This is a genomic window from Micromonospora sp. NPDC005686 (assembly GCF_042871665.1).
Classification (GTDB): Bacteria; Actinomycetota; Actinomycetes; order Mycobacteriales; family Micromonosporaceae; genus Micromonospora.
In genome coordinates, this window is record NZ_JBIAIY010000001.1 from 589,594 (window position 1) to 611,961 (window position 22,368).

Here is a 22,368-nt window from a genome sequence, read left to right on the forward strand (position 1 = left end):
CGCGAAGCTGGAAGCCTGGATCGAGCTGGGCATCCTGGTCATCGAGCTGCTGTCGCTGGCGGTGGCCGCCGTGCTCACCCTGGGCGCCGCCTCCCCGGCGGCCGCCGCAGCGGTCACCGCCACGCGGGTCGTGGTGCAGCAGATCTTCAAGCGGCTGGTGGCCCAGCTCGCACGCAAGGCGGTCAAGCAGGGCCTCAAGGAGGCGGGTGAACGGGCCGCGAAGGAGGTGGCCAAGTCCGGCGCTCGCAAGCTGGCCCGGCGGGCCGCGATCGGCGGGCTGCTGGAGGCCGGTCAGGAGGCGACCACCAGCCTCGGGACCCAGGCGTACCAGAACTCCACCGGCCGGCGGAGCGGCCTCGACCTGACCGACGTGAGCACGTCGGCCCTCGGCGGATTCGCCGGCGGCGCGGTCGCGCCGCTTGCCGGTCTGGGCCGGCACGCCAACGGGCGCTTCGCGGAGATCGGCGAGCGCTTCGGGCGGGAGATGGCCGGGGAGACGCTCGCCGAGACCGCCGCGGGCCTGGCCACCGGCAACGGACCGTCGCTGGAGGATCTGGCACGTGCGGCGGCCTCCGGTGTGACCGGTTCCGCCACCGGCCAGGCGGACTCGGCACTGCACCACCGCCTCGACGGGAAGTTGAGCGGGCTGCCGGTCTCGCCGGTCGGCCTGGACGTGCCGCCCGCTACCGATCCGGTCGGGCTGATCCCGGCCCAGCGGGTCGCCGAGGCGGTCGTCCCGAGCGGCGGCGCGATGGCGGATGCGGTCCCCGTGAGCCCCACGCACGTCTCGCCCGAAGTCGCCGGGGCGCACCCGCTCGCCGTGGATCTGCCCCGCCCGGGCCTGGAGCCGACGGCTACGACGCCGCACACCGATGCCGTGCCGCACGACGTGGCACGTCCGACGGTCGCCACGAGCCCCACGTTGTCCTCGGTGGTCACGGACGCGCCAGTCGCCAGCCTGTCCCTCCCCGCGACCGGAGCCCATGGCGGCGTTGGTCCGGTCGTGGCGCCGATCGACAACGCCCCGCCGCCGTTGACCCCGGTACATGCGGGAGCGGCGCCGGCCGCGCTGTCGCCGCCCACTGCGGATCATCCGCCGCTGGCGGCGCCGCTGTCGGACCGGGCCGGCCCGGGAATCGGCCACCCGACGCCGCCGCCCGCGCCGTCGCCGCAACCGCAGACGGCGCCGTACCCAGGACCATCCGCCCCTGATCCACGCCCGAACCTGAACCCGAACTCCCGCTTCCCCCTGCTGGAGTCATTGGCGCCGCCCCGGCCGTCCGCCGATTCCCCGGGCCCCGACCTCGGCAGGCTCAACCCACCGCCTCCCGACCTGCGAACCATCCGGGAGCGCGCGGAACGGCTGGTGGCCGACCGGGAATCATTCGACCGGCGTCGCTATCGCGGTTATTTGCAGTCCCAGCGGACGTGGTTCGAGAGCCGCCGGCGTGACACCAGAGCCGACTGGCTGCACGAGCGGGCCACGTATCACGAGGAACGGGCCAGCGACTGGGCCGCGCAGGCCATGGAGTTGCGTCGCACCGGCCGGACGTTGGCAGCCGAACGATGGCACCGGGAGTCGCATGAGGCCGCTCTGGAAGCGGCCGATCTGCGCGAGGAGGCGGGCCACGTCCTATCCGGAAGGCTTGTTCCGGAGCAGGTGATGGTCGAGGACGACCTCGACTTCTACCGGATCAACGACGACATGGCGGACCTGGCCGTCGGTGCGGTGGAGACGGCCGACCGCTCCGCGCTCACCGGTAACGGCCATCCCGAGCCGATCGACAGATCCCGGCCCTACGGCCGTCGGGGAGGACTCCGGCCTCCGCTCGCGCTGCACCAGACCGACCTCGAACGGCAGATGCCGCGCAACCCGGACGGCAGCGTCGCGCGTACCGCCGATCCCCGGCGCGGCGGTTGGTTCCGTCTCGCCAACGACGGCGGCCCGGCGGCCGACGCCACCCGGGGGATCAACTGCCTCGACTGCACGCTGTCGCTGTTCGAGACCTGGGTCCACGGAAGGCCGCGCGTCGCCGCGCCGCGTACGTTCGACGGCTACCTGAACGGCGACGTGAACCGGCCGGTGGGCGGCGAGGCGGACGGACCGCTGCGGGTCGAGCAGACGACCGGCGGCCGGTTCCAGAACCTCTGCCCGCCGGATCGGCCCGGGATCACCGGCCGGGACCGGCAGCGGTTGGTGGACGGCGGTTACCGGGATCTGTACGCGCAACTCGCGTCGGGCGGCCACGGCAGCTACGCGTTCCTCATCACCAGCTTCGAGGGCGGCGGGTCGCACGCGTGGGTGGCGTTGAATCAGAACGGCACTGTCCTCTTCCTCGACCCGCAGACGGGCGCGGTGGCGGACCGGCCGATCTACCACCACAGCGGCCGTCCGGATCGCAGCAACGTGGTCGGCGTCGACGCTCTGGTGCTCGGCCCCGACGGCCGCCCGCTGCCGCTCACCGGCCGCCCACCCGGCACCTACAACGTCCTACCCGAGCCGCTGCCCCGCCCGGAGCCGCCACGGCCGCCGGCCCCGCCGCCAGTCGCCGACGGCCACGTCCCGGACTTCAACCATGTTCACCTGCTCGGCGAGTCCACCACCTTCCACCGCGGGGCTGACGGACCGCTGCCGGGTAACGCGCCGCCGGTCGAGCCAGAACCGAGCCGGGTACGGCAGGACCACCGGCAGGCGCACGCCCACCGGATCTCGGCCGGGCTCTACGTGCGCGACGTGCTCGCGGCGAGCGGGAACCTGGACGCCGCCTTCGCCGCCGGGGTGACGCCCGTCGAACTGGCGCAGCACGCCGACGTGCCGGCGCTGCGGAGGCTCGTACCCGGGCTGGACGAGGGCGCCGCGACCGACCTCACCCGGTTGTTCGCCGACCCGCGGGTACAGCGAATGCTCGACCAGAGCTGGGAGGCGCCGCCGCGACGGGAGGAACTGCTCGCCGAGACGCTGGTGCGGCAGCTCGCGGAGCGGCCCGACCTGGTCCGGGTGATCCTGGCGACACCGGAGCTCGCCAACTCGCTGACCGCCCGGCCGCTGACCCTGCATCACCTGGCGAGCCACCAGCAGGCCATCGACGTGTTGCAAGACGTACTGGGGGAGATACAAGACCGCGGCTCCGAAGCTGTTGCCACGGCACCCACACCTTCGATCGAGCCGACCCCGCTCAGTCCGCAGCAGATCCAGGTGAGTAGCCGCTTCGATGGCGAACGGCCGGTGGCTGTCCAGCCGAGCTTCGACAAATCACGCTCTAACGACCTCGCGTATCGCGATCAGTATCTGGATCACCTCTACCAGGAGGCCGTTACCGCTCAGCGTGAACTTGACTCGCTGGGGCGTGAACTGGCTGGTATGTCGGCGGACGGAGCAGAGTACAAGCCACGACCCGGACCGAAGGATCGTGTTCGGGCTGAGGACAAGATCGAACGGAATGGCGGAAACGCTGCCCGCCTTCGCGACCTTGCGGCAGGCAGGGTCTCCTATCAGACGCTTGACGACCTGTATGCCGGACTGGCCGAACTGAGCAACAACCCTCGTTTCCAGGTGGTGGACTTCAGCGATCGCTTTCGCAAACCCCAGGACAGCGGGTATCGAGATATTCAGTTCTTAGTGCAGACCTCGGCCGGGCACATCGGTGAGTTCCGTCTTCATCTGGCGGCACTTGACCAGGTGGCGGAGTGGGAGCACTCGTTGTTCGAAGTCTGGCGTGACCTGGAGGCAGTTCCCAGGAGCGAGGCACGTAGCCTGTCTGCCACGGAGGTAGCGATCCGGAAGGGCATAGTTCGACGGCAGCGTGAATACTTCTGGGCCGCGCTTCAAACGACCTTGAACGGTGAGCCGCAGTGACGGATGCAGTGGCCGGGCTCGGCCTCGCGGGCTACTACGACTACTACGACAATCCGGTGAAGTTCCTTCCGACCGCCAACGGCGGCCTAGCCGCGTGGCGACTGGACCGCACCACGGGCGGTTGGCGGCCTGCGAACGACATCATCGATGAGATCGTCTTCGCCAGGGAGCAGGAAATCTTCGTGCTTTCGCCTGAGCGGTTCGTGCAGCGGGTCGAAGAAGAACGCGGCCTGAGCCTGAGGGGCGAGGGGCCGATCTTCGCGCTCTACGAGACGGTCCGGGCGCTCGAGGCGCCCGCCATCGCGGAGCGGCGGCCGTTCACCGCTGAGGAAGCCGCGCTGATCAAGGGCATCCGGCGGCGGACGTTCGTGATGTTCGAGGAGCAGCTCCAGCAGGCCGGTGACCCCGCCGCGGACCCCACCATCGCCTCCACCGCACCTTGAGAACTGGCGGAACGTCATGCCCTCCACCGATGACCCACGCGTGGCCTACGTGCCGCCCGCCGACGTGGCCGAGGCGCGACGCGTACAGGAGGAGTTGCGGTCCCGGGTGGACCTGACCGGGCCCGGTCCTGTCGCGCCCGCGACGGTGGCCGGGCTGGACGTGGCGTACGCGCCCGACGGTGACCTGCTCGCGGCGGCCGTCACGGTTCTGGACGCGGCCACTCTCGACGTGGTGGACGAGGCGGTGTGCGTGGGGCGACCCGCGTTTCCGTACGTGCCGGGGCTGTTCGCGTTCCGCGAGATGCCGGCGTTGCTCGCCGCGCTGGACCGGCTCACCACCCGTCCCGAGCTGCTGGTCTGTGACGGGCACGGGCTGGCGCACCCACGCCGGTTCGGGCTGGCCTGTCACCTGGGCCTGGTGACCGGGCTGCCCACGATCGGGGTGGGCAAGACGCCCCTCGTCGGCACGTGGACCGGGCCGGGCCCCCGGCGCGGCGACAGCGCCGACCTGTGCGACGGCGACGAGGTGGTCGGGCGGGTGCTGCGGACCCGGGACGGTGTCCGGCCGGTCTTCGTCAGCGTCGGCCACCGGATGGGGTTGGACGACGCGGTGGAACGGGTACTGGCACTGACGCCCCGGTACCGGCTGCCGGAGACGACCCGGACGGCCGACCGGCTCTGCCGGCGGGCCCTCGCCGAGGCGGACGGTTCGGGCGGTGACCTGGGCGGGCGGTGACCGCGTGGCGCGGCGCACATGTTGCCCGCTCGATGCTCCGGGGCCCGACCGGGCCGGTAGTAACCTGGCCGGCGGATCCGGTCCGGACGCAACGGTGAGGTGGAGATGTCGGCAGGGTGGCACGCGGCGCGGTGGGCCGTCGTCGGCGTGCTGCTGGGTGCCCTGATCGCCGTCCCCGCGTCACCCGCGTCGGCCCGGGACGACCGGGTGGGACTGCGCTCGGCGAACAGCTTCACCGCCGGTGGCCCGCCGGGCACCGTGGCGGTCGAGGTGCGCAAGCGGACGGACGGCTGCGTGCGGTTGCGTACCGCGGTCGGGCTCCGCCTGGACGGCCTGCGGGCCGATCAGGTCCGGGTGCAGGTGGCGTCCGGGCGGCGATGGGTGCCGGTGCAGGTCTCCGGGGACGGCGGCGCCGTCGCCACGGCCGCTGTCGCGCCGGTAGACCGGCCGCTGTGCAAGGGCAAGGCCGTCACCGTGCGCTACCGGGTGTCCTTCCTGGCCGGGGTCGCCGGCGGGCGGCTGGAGCTGGCCGGCGAGGCGAGCGCCGCGGACGGCGAGGTGCTCGGCCGGGCCGGTGGGTCGGCTCGGCTGGTGGGCGACCCGCGCACACCGAGCCCCAGCCCGTCCCGCAAGCCCTCGCCCACGCCCAGCGCGAGCGAGACCACCGCGGCCGAGGCGGCCGGCACGTCGCCGGTGGCCGCCGCCGTCGCCCCGGCCACCGCCGCGGCCGACGACTCGTCGTTCGGAGGATCCATGATCATGTGGTTCGGCATCGGGCTGGTGCTCATCGGCGTCGCCCTCATCGTCCTTCTGCTACGCCGCAACCGCGCCGACCGCAACCGCGTCGGCGGCGGCCCGGACGGCGGCCTTCCGCCGGTCCCGCTGCCGCGCAGCAGCACCACCTACCGCTCCGGCACGCCCGTACCGGCCCCCACGGTGTACGGGGGAACGCCGCCGCCCCGCCCGGCCGGCAACGTGTACGGCGCGCCCGCGCCCGCGCCTGCCCCGACGACGCCACCGGCCCCGGCGGGTGGCGACGCGACGACCGTCCTGCCACCGCCACCGGCGGGCGGCGACGCGACGACCGTTCTGCCCCGCTTGCCGGACTGAGCCGGAACCCGACCGGCTCCCGGGGTTACCGTGACGGTGGGTGGTCAAGCCGTGGCCCGGTGACCGCCACCTGCCCGGCCGGAGGACGGAAGACCGGGGCCGAACGGGCCCGGTGCCGGGGCCGCCCGGCCGATAAGATCGCGTGCGCCGATCGGCACCGCCGACCGGTGAGACCGCATACGTGGAAGGAGCCGCGCCGTGGCCCTGGACCCGCAGTTGCTCGACATCCTCGCCTGCCCGGACACGCACCACGCCCCGCTGGACTACGACGCGCAGGCGCAGACGCTGACCTGCACCGAGTGCGGTCGCATCTTCGAGATCCGGGACGACGTCCCGGTGCTCCTGCTCGATGAGGCGCGCGGTGGACCCGCCGCCGGCGAGGCGCAGGACGGGTCGTCGCGGTGATGGAGGGTACGGCCGGGGTCAGCGGGCACCGGCACGCCGACGAGGCCCTGCTGGACGACGCCGCGCAGCTCTCCGAGCGGGATCCGGGCGGCATGCTCCGGCACATCGCGTCCGCCGGCGCCCAGGTACGCGAGTCGGCGGCGCTGGCCGCCGAGGCCAATCTGTCAGTGCTCGCCGACGACGGCCGGCCCCGCGCGGTGGTCATCGCCGGCATCGGCACCGCCGGGCGTACCGGTGACGTGCTGGCCACCGTCGCCGGGCCGCGCTGTCCGGTGCCGGTCATCCCGCACCGCAGCGCCGGCGTGCCGGGCTGGGTGGGCGCGGCGGACGTGGTCATCGCGGTGAGCGCGTCCGGTCGCAGCCCGGAGGCGCTCGGCGCGGCCGAGGCGGCGCACCGGCGCGGCGCCCGGCTGGTGGCGGTCGGCGCGCCCGACTCGCAACTCCAATCGGTGGCCGAGCGGGCCCGCGCCCCGTTCATCCCGGTGCCCCGTCGCGCGCCGGCCCGGGCCAGCCTCTGGGCGCTCACCGTGCCGGTTCTGCTCGCCGCCCGTACCCTCGGGCTCGTGAAGGTCAACGAGGCCGATCTGGCCGAGACGGCGGCCCGGCTGGACGCCGACGCCGATCGATGCCGGCCGACCGCGGAGTCCTTCGTCAACCCGGCGAAGTCGCTGGCGCTGGGCCTGTCCGGTTCGATCCCGATCGTGTGGGGTTCGTCCCCGCTGGCCACCGTGGCCGCCCGGCGGTTCGGCGACACGCTGTCCGCGAACGCCCGCTACCCGGTGGTCGCCGGTGCGCTGGGCGAGGCGGGCCGGGGCCGCGTCGGCCTGCTCGACGGGGTCTTCGGCGGCCTGGCCGAGGGCGAGCGGGACATCTTCGCCGACCCGGGCGACGACGAGTCCGACGGCACCCGGCTGCGGCTGGTGCTGCTGCGCGACGGCGGGCTCAACGCCGACGACGACACCGACGAGCCGCTCGCGGTGGAGGAGCGGCGCGCGGACGCGGTGCAGACGCTCGCCGAGCGGCGCGGGGTGCGCTGCGACGTGGTGACCGCCGAGGGCGGTTCCGCGCTGGAGCGGCTCGCGTCGCTGGTCGCGGTCCCCGACTTCGCCTCGATCTACCTCGCCCTGGCACACGGACTGGACCCGATGGCGGTACCAGCCATCACGGAGATGAAGGAGCTGTCGAACCAGTGAACATACGGGGCATCGAGCGAGGCGGGGAATGAGCGCGAACGGGGGCACCAAGGCCATCGTCGCCGCCCTGGCGGCGAACCTCGGCATCGCCGTCACCAAGTTCATCGCGTTCGCCTTGACCGGCTCGTCGTCGATGCTGGCCGAATCGATCCACTCGGTGGCCGACTCGGGTAACCAGGGCCTGCTGCTGATCGGCGGCCGGCGGGCCAAGCGGCAGGCCACGCCGCAGCACCCGTTCGGGTACGGCCGGGAGCGCTACATCTACGCGTTCATCGTGGCGATCGTGCTGTTCAGCCTCGGTGGCCTGTTCGCGCTCTACGAGGCGTACCACAAGGCGTCCGACCCGCACCCGATCGAGAGCTGGCAGTGGGTGCCGGTGGCGGTGCTGGTGGCCGCGATCGTGATGGAGTCCTTCTCCTTCCGTACCGCGATCAAGGAGTCCAACCTGATCCGGGGCAACCAGTCCTGGGTCCGGTTCATCCGCCGGGCCAAGGCCCCGGAGCTGCCGGTGGTTCTGCTGGAGGACTTCGGCGCCCTGGTCGGCCTGGTGTTCGCGCTGTTCGGCGTCGGTATGACGTTGATCACCGGCAACGGCATGTGGGACGCGGCGGGCACCGCGATGATCGGCGTCCTGCTCGTGGTCATCGCGGTCACGCTGGCGGTCGAGACCAAGAGCCTGCTGCTCGGCGAGGGCGCCGAGCAGGGCGAGCTGGCCAAGATCGAAGAGGCCGTCACGAGCGGTCCCGAGGTGGAGCGGATCATCCACATGAAGACGCTCTACCTGGGCCCGGAGGAGCTGATGGTGGCCGCGAAGATCGCGGTGCCGGCCTGGGAGACCGCCCACGACCTGGCCCGTGACATCAACGCCGTCGAGGCGCGGATCCGCCGCGAGGTGCCGACCGCCCGGGTGATCTACCTGGAGCCGGACATCTACTCGCCGGCAGCCGAGCGCGCGGGCACCGGTCAGGCGGCGGACACCGCCGTCCCGGAGGCGGCGACAACCGACGAGGCGCACAGGGCCGGTGAAACGCACACGGCCGGTGAAACGCACACGGCCGGTGAGGCGCACGCGACCGGCGAGGTGGCCGGGCGGCCCGGGAGCTGACCGATGGAGTTGTTGCAGGGCCGGATCCGTGACTACGCCTGGGGCTCGCGCACCGCTATCGCCGAGTTGCAGGGGCGGCCGGTGCCGAGCAACGGGCCGGAGGCGGAACTGTGGCTGGGCGCCCACCCGGGCGCCCCGGCCACCGTGCAGCGCGACGGCCGGCCGGTCAGCCTCACCGAACTGCTGGTGGCCGAGCCGGACCACTGGCTGGGTGAGCGGCTGGTCGGCCGGTTCGGCACCCGGCTGCCGTTCCTGCTGAAGGTGCTGGCGGCCGACACGCCGCTGAGCCTCCAGGCCCATCCGGACGCCGAGCAGGCCCGCGCGGGGCACGCCGCCGACGTGGGGCGGGTCAACTACGTCGACCCGTACCACAAGCCGGAGTTGCTGGTGGCGCTCTCGGAGTTCGACGCGCTGTGCGGCTTCCGCGACCCGGGGGAGTCGGCGGCGGCCATCGCCGCGTTCGGCGTACCCGCGCTGGAACCTGTGGTGGCGGCGTTGCGCGACGAGCCGGCGGGGCTGCGGGATGCGGTACGCCTGCTGTTGAGCTGGCCGCAGGCGGAGCGCGCCGGGCTGGTGGCGGCCGTGCTCGCGGCGGCGGAGGCCGCGCCGGGCTCGGCGGACGCCGAACTGGTCCGCACGCTGGCGGCCGGCTACCCGGCCGACCCGGGCGTGGTGGTGGCGCTGCTGCTGCACCACGTCCGGCTGGCGCCCGGCGAGGGCATCTGGATGCCGGCCGGAAACCTGCACGCCTACCTGCGCGGCACCGGCGTGGAGATCATGGCGGCCAGTGACAACGTGCTGCGCGGCGGGTTCACCGCGAAGCGGGTCGACGTGGACGAGCTGCTACGGGTGCTCCGGTTCGAGGTGCTGACCCGGCCGGTGCTGCGGCCGGAGCAGGTGGAGCCGGGGGTGCTGACCTGGCCGGTGCCGGTGGAGGACTTCGCGCTGCACCGGGTCGAGGTGGCCGCCGGGTCGGCGGGGGTGCGGCTGACGCTGCCCGGGCCGCGGGTGGTGCTGTGCCGGGCCGGGAAGCTGACCGTGGACGACGGCGTGGGCGTGGTGACGCTGGACGCGGGTCAGGCGGCGGTCGGTGCGGCGGCCGGCGGCCCGCTGGCGGTGAGCGGGGCGGGTGAGGCGTTCGTCGCCACCTGCGGGGAACCCTGATTCGGGCAATTCCGATTTTCCCGAAACGGCTTGACGGTCCCTGGGTGCGGTGTGACCCTATGGGTACGCAGCGTTGTCGCGACGAAAGGTCCGGTGACGTGCGGGGGAACCAAACCGGGGGGATGCGCGGGGCGGCCGGGCCGTGAGTGGAGATTCCGCTCACCACCGACCGCCCCGTGCGCTGTCCGCAGGCCGGCCGATCGCGCGGTCGGCCAACTGAGCACGGGGCGAGTAGCCCGCGAGCGTAAGGTGGAAAGCTGCGCACCACCATCGTTCGACAGGAGCTTCCATGACCAGCACCCTCCCGGCGGCCTCCAGCGGCGCGTCGTCGCAGGCCCGGCCGAGCACCCTCGCCGAGGGCGACTACAAGGTGGCGGATCTGTCGCTCGCCGCGTTCGGGCGCAAGGAGATCCGGCTCGCCGAGCACGAGATGCCCGGCCTGATGGCGATCCGACGTGAGTTCGCCGAGGCCCAGCCGCTGGCCGGCGCCCGCATCACCGGTTCGCTGCACATGACCGTCCAGACCGCCGTCCTGATCGAGACCCTTGTCGCGCTCGGCGCGCAGGTCCGCTGGGCGTCCTGCAACATCTTCTCCACCCAGGACCACGCCGCCGCGGCGATCGTGGTCGGGCCCGAGGGCACCCCGGAGGCCCCGGCCGGCGTGCCGGTCTACGCCTGGAAGGGTGAGACGCTGCCGGAGTACTGGTGGTGCACCGAGCAGGTGCTCAACTGGCCGGACGGGCAGGGCCCGAACATGATCCTGGACGACGGTGGCGACGCCACTCTGCTCGTCCACAAGGGCGCCGAGTTCGAGAAGGCCGGTGTCGTGCCGCCGGTCGAGTCCGCCGACTCCGAGGAGTACGCGGTCATCCTCGAACTCCTGCACCGCTCGCTGGCCGAGGACGGCCAGCGGTGGACCCGGATCGCCGCCGACATCAAGGGCGTCACCGAGGAGACCACCACCGGTGTGCACCGGCTCTACGAGATGCACCGTGCCGGCAGGCTGCTCTTCCCGGCCATCAACGTCAACGACTCGGTGACCAAGAGCAAGTTCGACAACAAGTACGGCTGCCGTCACTCGCTCATCGACGGCATCAACCGCGCCACCGACGTGCTGATCGGCGGCAAGATGGCTGTGGTCATGGGCTACGGCGACGTGGGCAAGGGCTGCGCCGAGTCGCTGCGCGGCCAGGGCGCCCGGGTCGTGGTGACCGAGGTCGACCCGATCTGCGCGCTCCAGGCGGCGATGGACGGCTACCAGGTCGCCACGCTCGACGACGTGGTGGGGCAGGCCGACATCTTCATCACCGCGACCGGCTGCTTCGACGTCATCACCAACGAGCACATGGCGCGGATGAAGCACCAGGCCATCGTGGGCAACATCGGCCACTTCGACAACGAGATCGACATGGCCGGCCTGGCCAAGCGCAGCGACGTGACCCGCGAGAACATCAAGCCGCAGGTCGACGTGTGGCACTTCGACGACGGCCACGCCATCATCGTGCTCTCCGAGGGCCGCCTGCTGAACCTGGGCAACGCCACCGGCCACCCGAGCTTCGTGATGTCGAACTCGTTCGCGAACCAGACGATCGCCCAGATCGAGCTGTTCACCAAGACCGACGAGTACCCGATCGGCGTCTACGTGCTGCCCAAGCACCTGGACGAGAAGGTCGCCCGGCTGCACCTGGACGCGCTCGGCGCCAAGCTGACCACGCTCACCAAGGAGCAGGCCGCCTACCTGGGCGTCTCCCCGGAGGGTCCGTTCAAGCCGGATCACTACCGCTACTGAGTCTCCACGCTCCCGAAGGGACCGGGGTCGGCCGCCGCGCGGCCGTCCCCGGTCCTTTTCGCGTACGGGGGAAAGCCCTGCGAGTGTCGAACCGGGTGACGTTACGCGGATCAGCTTGACGTTCGCTGAGAACAGGAGCAAGGTATGGCTGCCCTAAGTTAACTGAGGCAAGGCTGACTACGGAGTTCCCATGTTCGCCACGTACCTGATCGGCCTGCGTGAGGGCCTGGAAGCGACGCTCGTGGTCAGCATCCTCGTCGCCTTCCTGGTCAAATCGCAGCGCCGGGACCGGCTTCCGCAGGTGTGGGCCGGCGTCGGCCTGGCCGTGGCGCTCTCCGTCCTCTTCGGCTCCCTGATCCAGTACACCTCCACCTCGCTGCTGCGCACCTCCGAGTCGCGCGAGCTGTTCGAGGCGGTCACCTCGGTCGCCGCCGTGGTCTTCGTGACCTGGATGATCTTCTGGATGCGCCGGGCCGCCCGCACCATCGCCGGTGAGCTGCGCGGCAAGCTCACCGACGCGCTCGCGGTCGGCTCCCTGGCCGTCGCCGGCATGGCGTTCCTCGCCGTGATCCGTGAGGGCCTGGAGACGGCGCTGATCTTCTACGCGGCCGCCGAGAGCGCGGCCGGCGGCACCGGGCCCGGCGCGCTGCTCGCGCTGGCCGGCGGCATCGCCACCGCCGTCGTGATCGGATTCCTGCTCTATCGCAGCGCGGTACGGATCAACCTGAGCCGGTTCTTCACCTGGACCGGCGCGCTGCTCATCCTGGTCGCCGCCGGCATCCTCAAGTACGGCGTGCACGACTTCCAGGAGGCGGGCGTGCTGCCCGGCCTGAACGACCTGGCGTTCGACATCTCGGGCACGCTCGACCCGAGTTCCTGGTACGGCGCGCTGCTCGCCGGCATGTTCAACGTCACGGCCGCGCCGACGGTGCTGGAGCTGATCGCCTGGGTCGCGTACGCGGTGCCGGTGCTCGCGCTGTTCCTGCGCAGGCCGGGCCGGCCGGCCAAGCCCGTCGACCCCGCTCAGCCCGTCGACCCCGCTCAGCGCGCCGAGCCGGTGCCGGCCGACGTGGCCGCCGTCTCGTCCCCCCGCGGCTGACCCGCCCCTTCCGAGGAGACCTCGCACCATGCGTACCACTCGACTCGTCGCGCCCGCCGCCGGGCTGCTCGCCGTCGCCGTACTGGCCGGGTGCGGCGGTGACGACGCCGACGCCACGAACGGCGGGCCGATCGCCGTCAAGGCCACCGACACCGTCTGCGAGGTCGGCGACACCGAGATCGACGCCGGTCAGGTCACCTTCAAGGTGACGAACAGCGGTTCCAAGGTCAACGAGTTCTACGTCTACGCGGCCGGTGACCGGGTGATGGGCGAGGTGGAGAACATCGCACCCGGGCTCAGCCGTGAGCTGCGGGTCGAGCTGGCCGCCGGCACGTACGAGACGGCCTGCAAGCCGGGGATGAGCGGCCGGGGCATCCGGGGCGCGCTCAAGGTCAGCGGCACCGCCGCGACTGTCGCACCGGACGCCGCGCTGACCCAGGCCACCGAGAGCTACCAGCGGTACGTGCGCAGCCAGACCGCCGCGTTGCTGACAAAGACCGAGGAGTTCGTGGCGGCGGTCAAGGCGAACGACGTGGCGAGGGCCAAGGCGCTGTACCCGGTGGCCCGCACCTACTGGGAGCGGATCGAGCCGGTCGCGGAGAGCTTCGGCGACCTGGACCCGAAGATCGACGGCCGCGAGGAGGTGGTCGAGGAGGGGATGGAGTTCACCGGCTTCCACCGGATCGAGAAGGACCTCTGGACCACGGGCGACATCAGCAAGGACGGTCCGATCGCCGACCGGCTCCTGACCGACGTGAAGGCGATCGTGGCGAAGGCCGACGCCGAGAAGCTCACCCCGCTCCAGCTCGCCAACGGTGCCAAGGCGCTGCTCGACGAGGTCGCCAGCGGCAAGATCACCGGTGAGGAGGAGCGCTACTCGCACACCGATCTCTGGGACTTCAACGCCAACCTGGAGGGCTCGAAGGCGGCGATCGCCGCGCTGCGCCCGGCGCTGGAGCAGCGCGCGCCCGACCTGGTCAAGCAGCTCGACAGCGAGTTCGCCAACGTGGAGGCCACGCTCGGCAGGCACCGGGCCGGCGACGGCTGGAAGCTGCACACGCAGCTCGGCAAGGCCGAGCTGAAGGAGCTGTCGGACGCGGTGAACGCGCTGGCCGAGCCGGTCAGCAAGGTCGCGGCGGCAGTCGCGCGATGACCGGTCCGGCCGGCGGTGACGCGACGAGCGAGCCGAACAGCCAGCGGACCGGTCGCGGCCTGTCCCGGCGCCGGGCGATGACCCTGGCCGGCGTCGGCGTGGCCGGCGTCGCCGGGGTGGCGGGCGGCGCGGGCGCCCTGCTCGCCGGCGGGAACGAGGCGTCCGCCACCGGCTCGGCCGCCGGTTCCGTGCCGTTCCTCGGCGAGCACCAGGCCGGCATCACCACCCCCGCCCAGGACCGGCTGCACTTCGTCGCGTTCGACGTGGTCACGAAGGACCGGGACCGGCTGGTCGCGATGCTCCAGGAGTGGACCGCCGCCGTGGCCCGGATGACCGCCGGCCGGGACGCCGGGGTGATCGGCGCGGTCGGCGGCATGCCCGAGGCGCCGCCGGACGACACCGGCGAGGCGCTCGGCCTGCCGCCGTCGCAGCTCACCCTCACCGTCGGATTCGGAGCGTCGCTGTTCCGCGACGCCCAGGGCCGGGACCGCTTCGGCATCGCCGCCCGCCGTCCGGCCGCCCTCGCCGATCTGCCGCACTTCGCCGGGGACGCGCTCAAGCCGGAGCTGTCCGGCGGCGACCTCTGCGTGCAGGCCTGCGCCAACGACCCCCAGGTGGCGGTGCACGCCATCCGCAACCTGGCCCGCATCGGCATGGGCGTGGTGAGCGTCCGCTGGTCGCAGCTCGGCTTCGGACGCACCTCGTCGACGTCGCGGGACCAGGCCACGCCGCGCAACCTGTTCGGCTTCAAGGACGGCACCGCAAACCTCAAGGCCGAGGACGCCGGCCTGCTGCGCGACCAGCTCTGGGTGCAGCCCGGCGACGGCCCGGACTGGATGACCGGCGGCTCCTACCTGGTCACCCGCAAGATCCGGATGCTGATCGAGACGTGGGACCGCAGCCCGCTGACCGAGCAGGAGACGATCGTCGGCCGGACCAAGGGCAGCGGCGCCCCGCTGGGCCGGCGCGACGAGTTCGACGAGCCGGACTTCGCCGCGAAGGGCGACGACGGCGAGCCGCTCATCGCGGACACCGCACACGTACGGCTGGCCCACCCGGACGCGAACAACGGCGCCCGCCTGCTGCGTCGCGGCTACAACTTCGTGGACGGCTCGGACGGGCTCGGGAGGCTCGACGCCGGCCTGTTCTTCATCGCCTACCAGCGGGATCCGCGCCGGCAGTTCGTACCCATCCAGACCCGGCTGGCCCGCAACGACGCGATGAACGAGTACCTGCGGCACGTCTCCAGCGGCCTGTTCGCCTGCCCGCCCGGCGTCCGCGACGCCGCAGACTGGTGGGGACGGACGCTGTTCGCCTGAGCGCGGCTCAGCGGCGCACCGGACCGGGTGTGGCCTCCGGCGCGGCGGGCCGCAACCCGGCGGCCTGTGCGGCCGGGTGCGATACGCCCGCCGGCACCGGGACCAGCTCCGGCCAGAGCGTGGCGGTGACCGTCCGGGTGCGGCCCAACCGCAGCGCGGCCCGGCGCCCCCGCTCGGCCAGCACGGCGGACAGGTAGACCCAGTCCGGCGCGGCCCAGGGCGGAGGCGGTGAGGTGACCGTCGCGACCTCGGCCCACAGTGCCCGGCCCAGCCGGGACCGGTCCGGCTCGGCGAGCTGGGGCAACCGGTCCAGGTACTGCCGGACGGCCAGCGCCAGCCCGTCGTCGAACCGGGTCAGGTCGAGCGTGGTCCCCCAGGCCAACAGCGGCGGGGGCGCCGGCGGCAGCGGCCGCCACACGGCGGCGCCGCGGGTGTGCACCACGAGCGTGCCGGCGACCAGGTCGCCCAGCCGGCGACCACGCGGGTCGGTGAGCATCACCGTGACGCCAGCGACCCAGCTCAGCAGCGGCAGCACCAGGCCGGGCCACTCCACCGCGACGCCGACGAGCGCCCGGGTCAGCGACTGGCCCACACCGACCGGGCCGCCGTCGGCCCGCACCACCCGCAGCCCCACGGCCAGTTTGCCCACCGTCCGGCCACCGGCGAAGCGCTCCATCACCACCGGATAACCGAGCAGGACCAGCACCAGCAGCACGATCTGGAGCGCGCCGGCCAGGGCGTCGTCGAGGACGTCGCCCAGCAGGGCGAGCGCCGCCACCGTCAGCACCGTCCCGAGCACCAGCGCCAGCACGAGCTGGATCACCGCGTCGATCAGCAGGGCGAGCACCCGGGAGCCCAGCCGGGCCGCCCGGACGTCCAGCTCCACCGCCTCGCCGCTGACCAGACCGGCGTCGGCCCACCGGGCCGGTGGGGGAGGTTGCGCGCGCACCCCGACAGTGAACACCATGGACGCCGGACGGGGGAGGGTGAGTGGATCTCGACGCGTACGTGGCCGAGCACAACGCCGAATGGCGGCGGCTGGAACACCTGACCGGGCGGCGTCGCCTCGACGCGGCCGAGGTCGACGAACTCGTCGCGCTCTACCAGCGCAGCGCCACCCACCTGTCCGCGCTGCGCGCCCGTGCCCCCGAGCCGGCGCTGGTGAACCGCCTGTCCCATCTCGTCCTCGCGGCGCGGGCCCGGGTCACCGGCCGTCCCCGGCCGTCCTGGGCGGCCGTGGGCCGGTTCCTGGCCGCCGACCTGCCCGCCGCGCTCTACCGTGCCTGGCCCTGGTGGTGCGGCGTGGCCACCGGGTTCAGCGCCCTGACCGCCTTCCTCATCTGGTTCGTCGCCGGCAACCCGGACACCGCCGCCGCGTTCATCGGCGAGCAGGCCGCCCGGGAACTCGTCGACTCCGGCTTCGCCGGCTACTACAGCGAGTTCGCCGCGCCGACCTTCGCGTTCCACCTGTGGACGCACAACGCCTGGCTGGCCGCCCAGTGCCTGGCCGCCGGCGTGCTCGTGGTGCCGGTGTTCTGGCTGCTGTGGCAGAACGCGTTGAACATCGGCGTGGTCGGCGGCGTGATGGTGTCCTACGGCCGGGCGGACGTCTTCTTCGGCATGATCACCCCGCACGGGCTGCTGGAGCTGACCGGCATCTTCGTCGCCGCCGGAGTCGGACTGCGCACCGCCTGGGCCTGGATCGCCCCGCCCGCGCACCTCGGGCGCGGCCGGGCGGTCGCCGAGGCGGGAAAGCTCGCCGTCGTGGTCGCGGCCGGTCTGGTCGGCCTGTTCGCGGTCTCCGCGCTGATCGAGGCGTTCGTCACCCCGGCGCCCGTGCCGATCCCGCTGCGGGTGGCGGCGGGCGCCGCGGTGTGGCTGGCCTTCCTGGCGTACGCGCTGGTGCTCGGCCGGCGTGTGGTCAGAGCTGACCGAGGGACTTGAGGCGCAGATAGGTGTCGGCGACGGCCGGGGCCAGCCGGTGCGCGGGCACGTCCACCACTGTCACGCCGTAGCGCGACAGGGCGGCGCGTACCCGATCCCGCTCGGCCAGCGCCCGCCACGCCGAGGCGGCCGCGTACGGGTCGTCCGGCCCGGCCGGAGTGGCGGTGGCGAGCCCGGTCAGCACCGGGTCGCTGGCGGCGGCCAGCACCACTCGGTGCCGGGTGGCCAGCCGGGGCAGCACCGGCAGCAGCCCGTCGCCGATCGCGCCCGCCTCCAACGCGGTGAACAGCACCACCAGGCTGCGCTGCCGCTCCCGGCGCAGCACCTCGGCGGCGATCAGCTCGAAGTCGGTCTCGGCCAGCGCGGGCTGCAACGGCGCCACCGCGTCGACCAGCCGGGCGAGCAGCGCCGGACGACCGCTGCCGGTGACCCGGGCCCGGATCACGGTGTCCGCCGCCAGCAGGTCCACCCGATCACCCGCGCGGGCCGCGAGCGCGGTGAGCAGCAGCGCCGCGTCGATGGCGGTGTCCAACCGGGGCTCGTCGCCGAGGCGTACCGCCGACGTGCGTCCGGTGTCCAGCACGCAGACCAGGCGCCGGTCCCGCTCCGGGCGCCAGGTGCGCACCAGCACGTCGGCCCGGCGGGCGCTGCCCCGCCAGTCGATCGAGCGGACGTCGTCGCCCACCGCGTACTCGCGCAACGTGTCGAACTCGGTGCCGTGACCGCGCCCCCGGGTCACCTGCACGCCGTCGATGACCCGCAGCCGGGCCAGCTTCTCCGGCAGGTGCCGGCGGGAGTCGAAGCGGGGCAGCACGCGCAGCGTCCACCGAGGCGTCGCGGGCCGTCCGGCGCGCTGCCGGGCGCCCAGGCCCATCGGCCCGAGCGAGCGTACGGTCAGCGCCACCGCCGGCCGGTCGCCGCGCCGGGTCGGGGTGAGCCGGACCGGCAGCGTGGCGTCGCCACCGGGCGGCACGGTGAGCAGGCGATCCGGCGGCACGTCCGGGCGAGCCCCGGCCGACGGCACCCAGGCGTCGCGCACCTGGGCGTACAGCGTGCGGTCGGTCGGGTTGGCCACATGCAGCGAGACGGTGGCGGAGCCGCCGAGGCGGACCGTCCGCTCCCCGGAACGGGTCACGACCAGCGCGTCCGGCGGGACCGCCAACGCCCGGTCGAGCAGCACCAGCAGCAGCACCACGGCGGTCAGCACGGCGACGCCGAGGAACGGCGCCGGCCAGAACGGCAGCGTCAGCGCGCCCGCGCCGAGCAGCAGACCCGCCCGCCAGGTCATCGCGGCGTCGGCACGGTGGCCAGCACCGACTCCAGCACCGCGTCCACGGTCACGCCCTCCAGCTCGGCCTCCGGGCGTGCACGCAGCCGGTGCCGCAGCGTGGGCCGGGCGACCGCCTTGACGTCGTCCGGGGTGATGTGGTCGCGGCCGGCCAACCAGGACCACGCCTTGGCGGTGTTCAGCAGCGCGGTCGCGCCTCGCGGGGACGCGCCCAGCTCCAGCGCCGGCGCGGAGCGGGTGCCCCGGCACAGGTCCACGATGTAGCCGAGGACCGGCTCGGCCACGTGCACGTTCCGCACCTCGGCCCGGGCGGCGGCCAGGTCCGCCACGCCGGCCACCGGTCGTACGCCCGCCGCGCGCAGGTCGCGCGGGTCGAAGCCGGCGTGGTGCGCACGCAGCACGCCCAGCTCCTCCTCCCGCTCCGGCAGCGGCACTGTCAGCTTGAGCAGGAAGCGGTCGAGCTGCGCCTCGGGCAGCGGGTAGGTGCCCTCGTACTCGACGGGGTTCTGGGTGGCCGCGACGATGAACGGGTCCGGCAGCGGACGGCGCTCGCCCTCGACGGAGACCTGCCGCTCCTCCATCACCTCCAGCAGCGCCGACTGCGTCTTCGGCGGGGTGCGGTTGATCTCGTCGGCGAGCAGCAGGTTGGTGAAGACCGGCCCCTCCCGGAACGTGAACGCGGCGGTGCGCTGGTCGAAGATCAGCGAGCCGGTGACGTCGCCGGGCATCAGGTCGGGGGTGAACTGCACCCGCTTGGCGTCCAGGTCGAGCGCGGCGGCCAGGGTCCGCACCAGCAGCGTCTTGGCCACCCCCGGTACGCCCTCCAGCAGCACGTGCCCCCGGCAGAGCAACGCGATCACCAGGCCGGTGACCACGGCGTCCTGCCCGACGACGGCCTTCGCCACCTCGGCCCGCAGGCGGTGCAGGGCGGCGCGGGCACCGGACGGGGCGGTGGTCGTGACGGGTCCGGTCACCGGGGGTCTCCTTCGCTCGGATGCGGGGCCAGGGTACGGGTCAGGGCGTCCAGTTCGCGGGCCAGCTCCAGCAGCTCGCGGTCGTTGGCCGGGGTCGGGCCGTGGAGCAGGTCGGCCACCCGTTCCGGGTCGGCGCCGGCGCTCTCGGCGACCCGGGCGGCCACCTCGTGGTCGGACGTGTCCGGGGGCAGGTTGAGCCGGGTCACCAGCCGGTCCAGCGCGGCGGCGCGCAACGTCCCGGCGACGGTGTCCCGGGCGCCCGCCCGGCGGTAGAGCCGCGCCCGGCCGCGCACCGTCTCGGCGGACCGGACGGTCACCGGCAGCGGCTCCGACACCGGCGGCCCGTGCCGGCGGGCCCGCCACAGCACCACGAGCAGCCCGGCCAGGGCGAGCTGCACCAGGGCGGCCCAGAACCACTGCGGGAAGGCGCCCCAGAGCGGGTTCTCCCACGGCCGGTCGGCGCGGTCGGGCAGGTCGGGCCGTTTCGAGCGGCCGCTGCCGGCCGGGGCGGGCTGCTCGGTGAACGGTTCCGCGGACCAGCTCGGGCCGGTCGGCGCCGGCACCGGCCCGGGCAGGTCGAGCCAGATCAGCGGCCGGTCCCCGCCGAGCAGGCCGGTGGCGAGCGCCTCGTTGCTCCACTCGCCGATCCGGTCGTTGCGGAACGGGTCACTGGCGCCGGCCGTCACCACCTCGACCCGGCCGGGGGCGCGCAGCAGCGCGCCGCCGTAGCAGTGGTCGACCTCGGCCGGCCCGGCGTAACGCTGGAGGTCGATCGCGGCGACGCCGGCCCGGACCGCCTCGGGCAGCCGGCACGGCTTGCCGTCCGCGTCCGGCGGCACCGCCCGCGCGGCCCAGCGCCCGCCGGCCGGCTCGATCGGGGTGCCCAGCTCGACGAGCACCCGCCGGGAGGGCTCGACCAGCACCAGCCGGCTACCGCGCGGCAGCGTGGTCAGGCCGTCGAGCAGGTCCGGGTGCACGAGCCCTGGCGCGGGCACGAACAGCGTGCTCGGCCCGGTCCGGGCGGCACGCAGCGCCGCCGTCAGATCCGTCTCCCGGCGCACCGGCACGCCCTGCGTACGCAGGGCCTCGGCGAGCCGGCTGGCGCCGTCGTCGTCGGTGGCGACCGGGGACAGGAAACCGGGCTCGTCCGCGTCGGGCCGGTCGACCGCGCGCAGCACGAGCGTGGTCACGATCAGCAGCACGGCGAGCCCGAGCGGGACGAGCAACCGGTACAGGCGCCGGCGCGGCGGCGCGGTGGCCGTGGCCGTCGCGCTCTCCGGTACGACGGTGGCGGTCACCGCGGCTCCTCCCCGCTCAGCTCGCGACTCAGGTCGGCGGCGAGTTCACACATCCGCCGGTCGTGTGCGGCGGTGGCGGGACGCTGGGCGTACCAGAGGTCGGAGAAGATCGCCCCGGCCGCGTGCAGCGTGGGCCGGACCTGCGGCCGGGCTCGGGCCGCCGCCTCGGTCAGCTCGACGACTGTCAGCCCGGGGCGGGGCTCCACCACCTGCCGGACGACCAGGAGCCGGACCATCTCGCGCAGCCGCTCCCGGACCGCCTCGGCGTACCGGCCCTCGGCCGCCAGCCGGTCGGCCAGCCCCGGCCCGGCTGGTTCCGGCAGCCGGGGCGCGGGCAGGCGCACGGCCGGCGGGTCGTCGTCGCGGGACCGGCGAGGACGCCGGAACCTGGGCCACCTGAGCCGGGGCAGGCGCGGCCACCGTAGCCGGGGGAACCTGAACCGGGGCAGCCGGCGGGGCACCCAGGCGGGGAAGAAGTACCAGGCCAGCGCCACCAGCAGCGCGACACCCAGCAGGATCAGCGCGGCCAGCGGCAGTGGCACCACGTCACCGAGGGCCGCCACCGTCTCGGTCCACCACCGGCTCACCGGTACGCCGCCAGCAGGGCGGTCTCGGGCACGCCGGCCGGCGCGCGGGAGATCCGGATGTCCAGCCCTTCGGTGCGGATCCGGGTCTCCAGGTGCAGTACGGCGTCCAGGCAGCCGAGCGCCGAGTACGCCAGCGCGTTCACTGCGGTGAAGGCGGCGATCGTCACCGGCAGCGCCCAGGCCGAGACGTCGAACAGACCCAGCATGCCCAGCCCGTGGTAGACGCCCAGCCCGATGCCGAGCCGGATCAGCCACCAGCCCAGATAGCCCAGCAGCCGGATCGCGGCGGCCCGCGTGCCGACCCGGCCGGCGAGGCGTACCGCCCGCCAGGGCGCCCGGTGCGCCGGCGTCCCGTCCAGCACCAGCACCGGCACCACCAGGCCGAGCAGCGCGTACGCCAGGAACCAGCCCGGCCCGGTCAGCGCGGCGGCGGTGACGGTCAGCCCGACCAGGACGGCGGCCGGCAGCGCCGCGCCCAGCCGGGCGCCGCGCAGCAGCTCCGACGGCGCGGGGCGGCGGCCCAGCAGTGCCGCGCCGGCGCCGCGCGCGGCCGGGGCGCCGAGCAGCGCGATGATCGCGGCTTCGCTGCCGGCGCCGGCCGCCAGCAGCAGCCAGTACCCGGGGAGCGAGTCGCCGATCTCCGCCGGCCACCAGGACGGTGGGTCGGCTGCCACCAGCATCCGCAGCGGGTGGAGCACCGCCTGTTCGGCGAGGGCCAGCAGGAGCGCGAGCGGAACGAGCACCCGGGCCTGGTCGCGCAGCAGCAGCACGGCCGCGTCGAGCAGCTCGCCGACGGTCAGCGGACGGCGCGGCAGCACCGCGGTCGGGCCGGCGTCGGGCACGCGTACTCCTGGGCGGGGGAGCGGAGGTGGCGGGCGGGGCGACGCCCGGGGGATCATGGTTGC

At 73.9% G+C, this 22,368-nt stretch carries 19 protein-coding genes; 13 read left to right on the forward strand and 6 right to left on the reverse strand.

Annotated features, from left to right (window positions below; translation table 11 throughout):
* Positions 1-70: 70 nt before the first annotated feature.
* From ACFYON_RS02715 to efeB, 12 genes are all read left to right on the forward strand, one after another.
* A complete protein-coding gene (locus ACFYON_RS02715; protein ID WP_387187284.1) occupies positions 71-3,856 on the forward strand; it encodes a toxin glutamine deamidase domain-containing protein in 3,786 nt (1,261 codons plus the stop codon).
* On the forward strand, positions 3,853-4,299 hold the full coding sequence (locus ACFYON_RS02720) for a hypothetical protein (RefSeq protein WP_355096873.1): 447 nt from the start codon (positions 3,853-3,855) through the stop codon (positions 4,297-4,299). The genes ACFYON_RS02715 and ACFYON_RS02720 overlap by 4 nt, the downstream gene beginning before the upstream one ends.
* Positions 4,300-4,315: 16 nt before the next feature.
* Complete coding sequence (gene nfi, locus ACFYON_RS02725; RefSeq protein ID WP_354865085.1) at positions 4,316-5,035, forward strand: deoxyribonuclease V; 720 nt, start codon at positions 4,316-4,318, stop codon at positions 5,033-5,035.
* Between the two features lie 105 nt (positions 5,036-5,140).
* Positions 5,141-6,145, forward strand: a complete 1,005-nt coding sequence (locus tag ACFYON_RS02730; protein ID WP_357706550.1) for a hypothetical protein — start codon at positions 5,141-5,143, stop codon at positions 6,143-6,145.
* 198 nt (positions 6,146-6,343) lie between these two features.
* Complete coding sequence (locus ACFYON_RS02735; protein ID WP_354865089.1) at positions 6,344-6,550, forward strand: Trm112 family protein; 207 nt, start codon at positions 6,344-6,346, stop codon at positions 6,548-6,550.
* Complete coding sequence (locus ACFYON_RS02740) at positions 6,547-7,743, forward strand: SIS domain-containing protein (protein WP_354865091.1); 1,197 nt, start codon at positions 6,547-6,549, stop codon at positions 7,741-7,743. The genes ACFYON_RS02735 and ACFYON_RS02740 overlap by 4 nt, the downstream gene beginning before the upstream one ends.
* A 28-nt stretch (positions 7,744-7,771) precedes the next feature.
* On the forward strand, positions 7,772-8,848 hold the full coding sequence (locus ACFYON_RS02745; protein WP_387320487.1) for a cation diffusion facilitator family transporter: 1,077 nt from the start codon (positions 7,772-7,774) through the stop codon (positions 8,846-8,848).
* Between the two features lie 3 nt (positions 8,849-8,851).
* The gene (manA, locus tag ACFYON_RS02750) at positions 8,852-10,012 is read left to right on the forward strand and encodes a mannose-6-phosphate isomerase, class I (RefSeq protein WP_354865095.1); all 1,161 of its coding nucleotides are present in this window, start codon (positions 8,852-8,854) and stop codon (positions 10,010-10,012) included.
* A gap of 289 nt (positions 10,013-10,301) precedes the next feature.
* On the forward strand, positions 10,302-11,801 hold the full coding sequence (gene ahcY, locus ACFYON_RS02755) for an adenosylhomocysteinase (protein ID WP_357706556.1): 1,500 nt from the start codon (positions 10,302-10,304) through the stop codon (positions 11,799-11,801).
* 190 nt (positions 11,802-11,991) lie between these two features.
* Positions 11,992-12,900 (forward strand): iron uptake transporter permease EfeU, encoded by a 909-nt coding sequence (gene efeU, locus ACFYON_RS02760; RefSeq protein ID WP_387320489.1) that lies wholly within the window; start codon positions 11,992-11,994, stop codon positions 12,898-12,900.
* Positions 12,901-12,928: 28 nt separating this feature from the next.
* Complete coding sequence (gene efeO, locus ACFYON_RS02765; protein ID WP_355095337.1) at positions 12,929-14,053, forward strand: iron uptake system protein EfeO; 1,125 nt, start codon at positions 12,929-12,931, stop codon at positions 14,051-14,053.
* The gene (gene efeB, locus ACFYON_RS02770; RefSeq protein WP_387320491.1) at positions 14,050-15,372 is read left to right on the forward strand and encodes an iron uptake transporter deferrochelatase/peroxidase subunit; all 1,323 of its coding nucleotides are present in this window, start codon (positions 14,050-14,052) and stop codon (positions 15,370-15,372) included. The genes efeO and efeB overlap by 4 nt, the downstream gene beginning before the upstream one ends.
* A 7-nt stretch (positions 15,373-15,379) precedes the next feature.
* Here the strand turns inward: efeB and ACFYON_RS02775 are convergent, their stop codons facing one another.
* Positions 15,380-16,321, reverse strand: a complete 942-nt coding sequence (locus ACFYON_RS02775; protein ID WP_387320493.1) for an RDD family protein — start codon at positions 16,319-16,321, stop codon at positions 15,380-15,382.
* Between the two features lie 41 nt (positions 16,322-16,362).
* Between ACFYON_RS02775 and ACFYON_RS02780 the strand changes: the two genes are divergently transcribed.
* Positions 16,363-17,316 carry a stage II sporulation protein M gene (locus ACFYON_RS02780; protein ID WP_355095343.1) on the forward strand — a complete coding sequence of 318 codons (954 nt, stop codon included), beginning with the start codon at positions 16,363-16,365 and terminating at the stop codon, positions 17,314-17,316.
* Here ACFYON_RS02780 and ACFYON_RS02785 read toward each other — a convergent pair.
* From ACFYON_RS02785 to ACFYON_RS02805, 5 genes are read right to left on the reverse strand one after another with little or no spacing between them, the layout of a single operon-like run.
* Positions 17,294-18,604, reverse strand: coding sequence for a DUF58 domain-containing protein (locus ACFYON_RS02785; protein WP_355095345.1), 1,311 nt, complete (start codon positions 18,602-18,604; stop codon positions 17,294-17,296). The two genes, ACFYON_RS02780 and ACFYON_RS02785, sit on opposite strands and share 23 nt — an antisense overlap.
* Positions 18,601-19,578: a MoxR family ATPase gene (locus ACFYON_RS02790; RefSeq protein ID WP_354865111.1), complete on the reverse strand. Its 978-nt coding sequence runs from the start codon at positions 19,576-19,578 to the stop codon at positions 18,601-18,603. The genes ACFYON_RS02785 and ACFYON_RS02790 overlap by 4 nt, the downstream gene beginning before the upstream one ends.
* Positions 19,575-20,876 carry a DUF4350 domain-containing protein gene (locus ACFYON_RS02795; RefSeq protein ID WP_355095347.1) on the reverse strand — a complete coding sequence of 434 codons (1,302 nt, stop codon included), beginning with the start codon at positions 20,874-20,876 and terminating at the stop codon, positions 19,575-19,577. Before ACFYON_RS02795 ends, ACFYON_RS02790 begins: the two co-directional genes overlap by 4 nt.
* Positions 20,873-21,463 (reverse strand): DUF4129 domain-containing protein, encoded by a 591-nt coding sequence (locus tag ACFYON_RS02800; protein WP_355095349.1) that lies wholly within the window; start codon positions 21,461-21,463, stop codon positions 20,873-20,875. The genes ACFYON_RS02795 and ACFYON_RS02800 overlap by 4 nt, the downstream gene beginning before the upstream one ends.
* Positions 21,460-22,305, reverse strand: a complete 846-nt coding sequence (locus tag ACFYON_RS02805) for a hypothetical protein (protein ID WP_387320495.1) — start codon at positions 22,303-22,305, stop codon at positions 21,460-21,462. Before ACFYON_RS02805 ends, ACFYON_RS02800 begins: the two co-directional genes overlap by 4 nt.
* Positions 22,306-22,368: the final 63 nt, after the last annotated feature.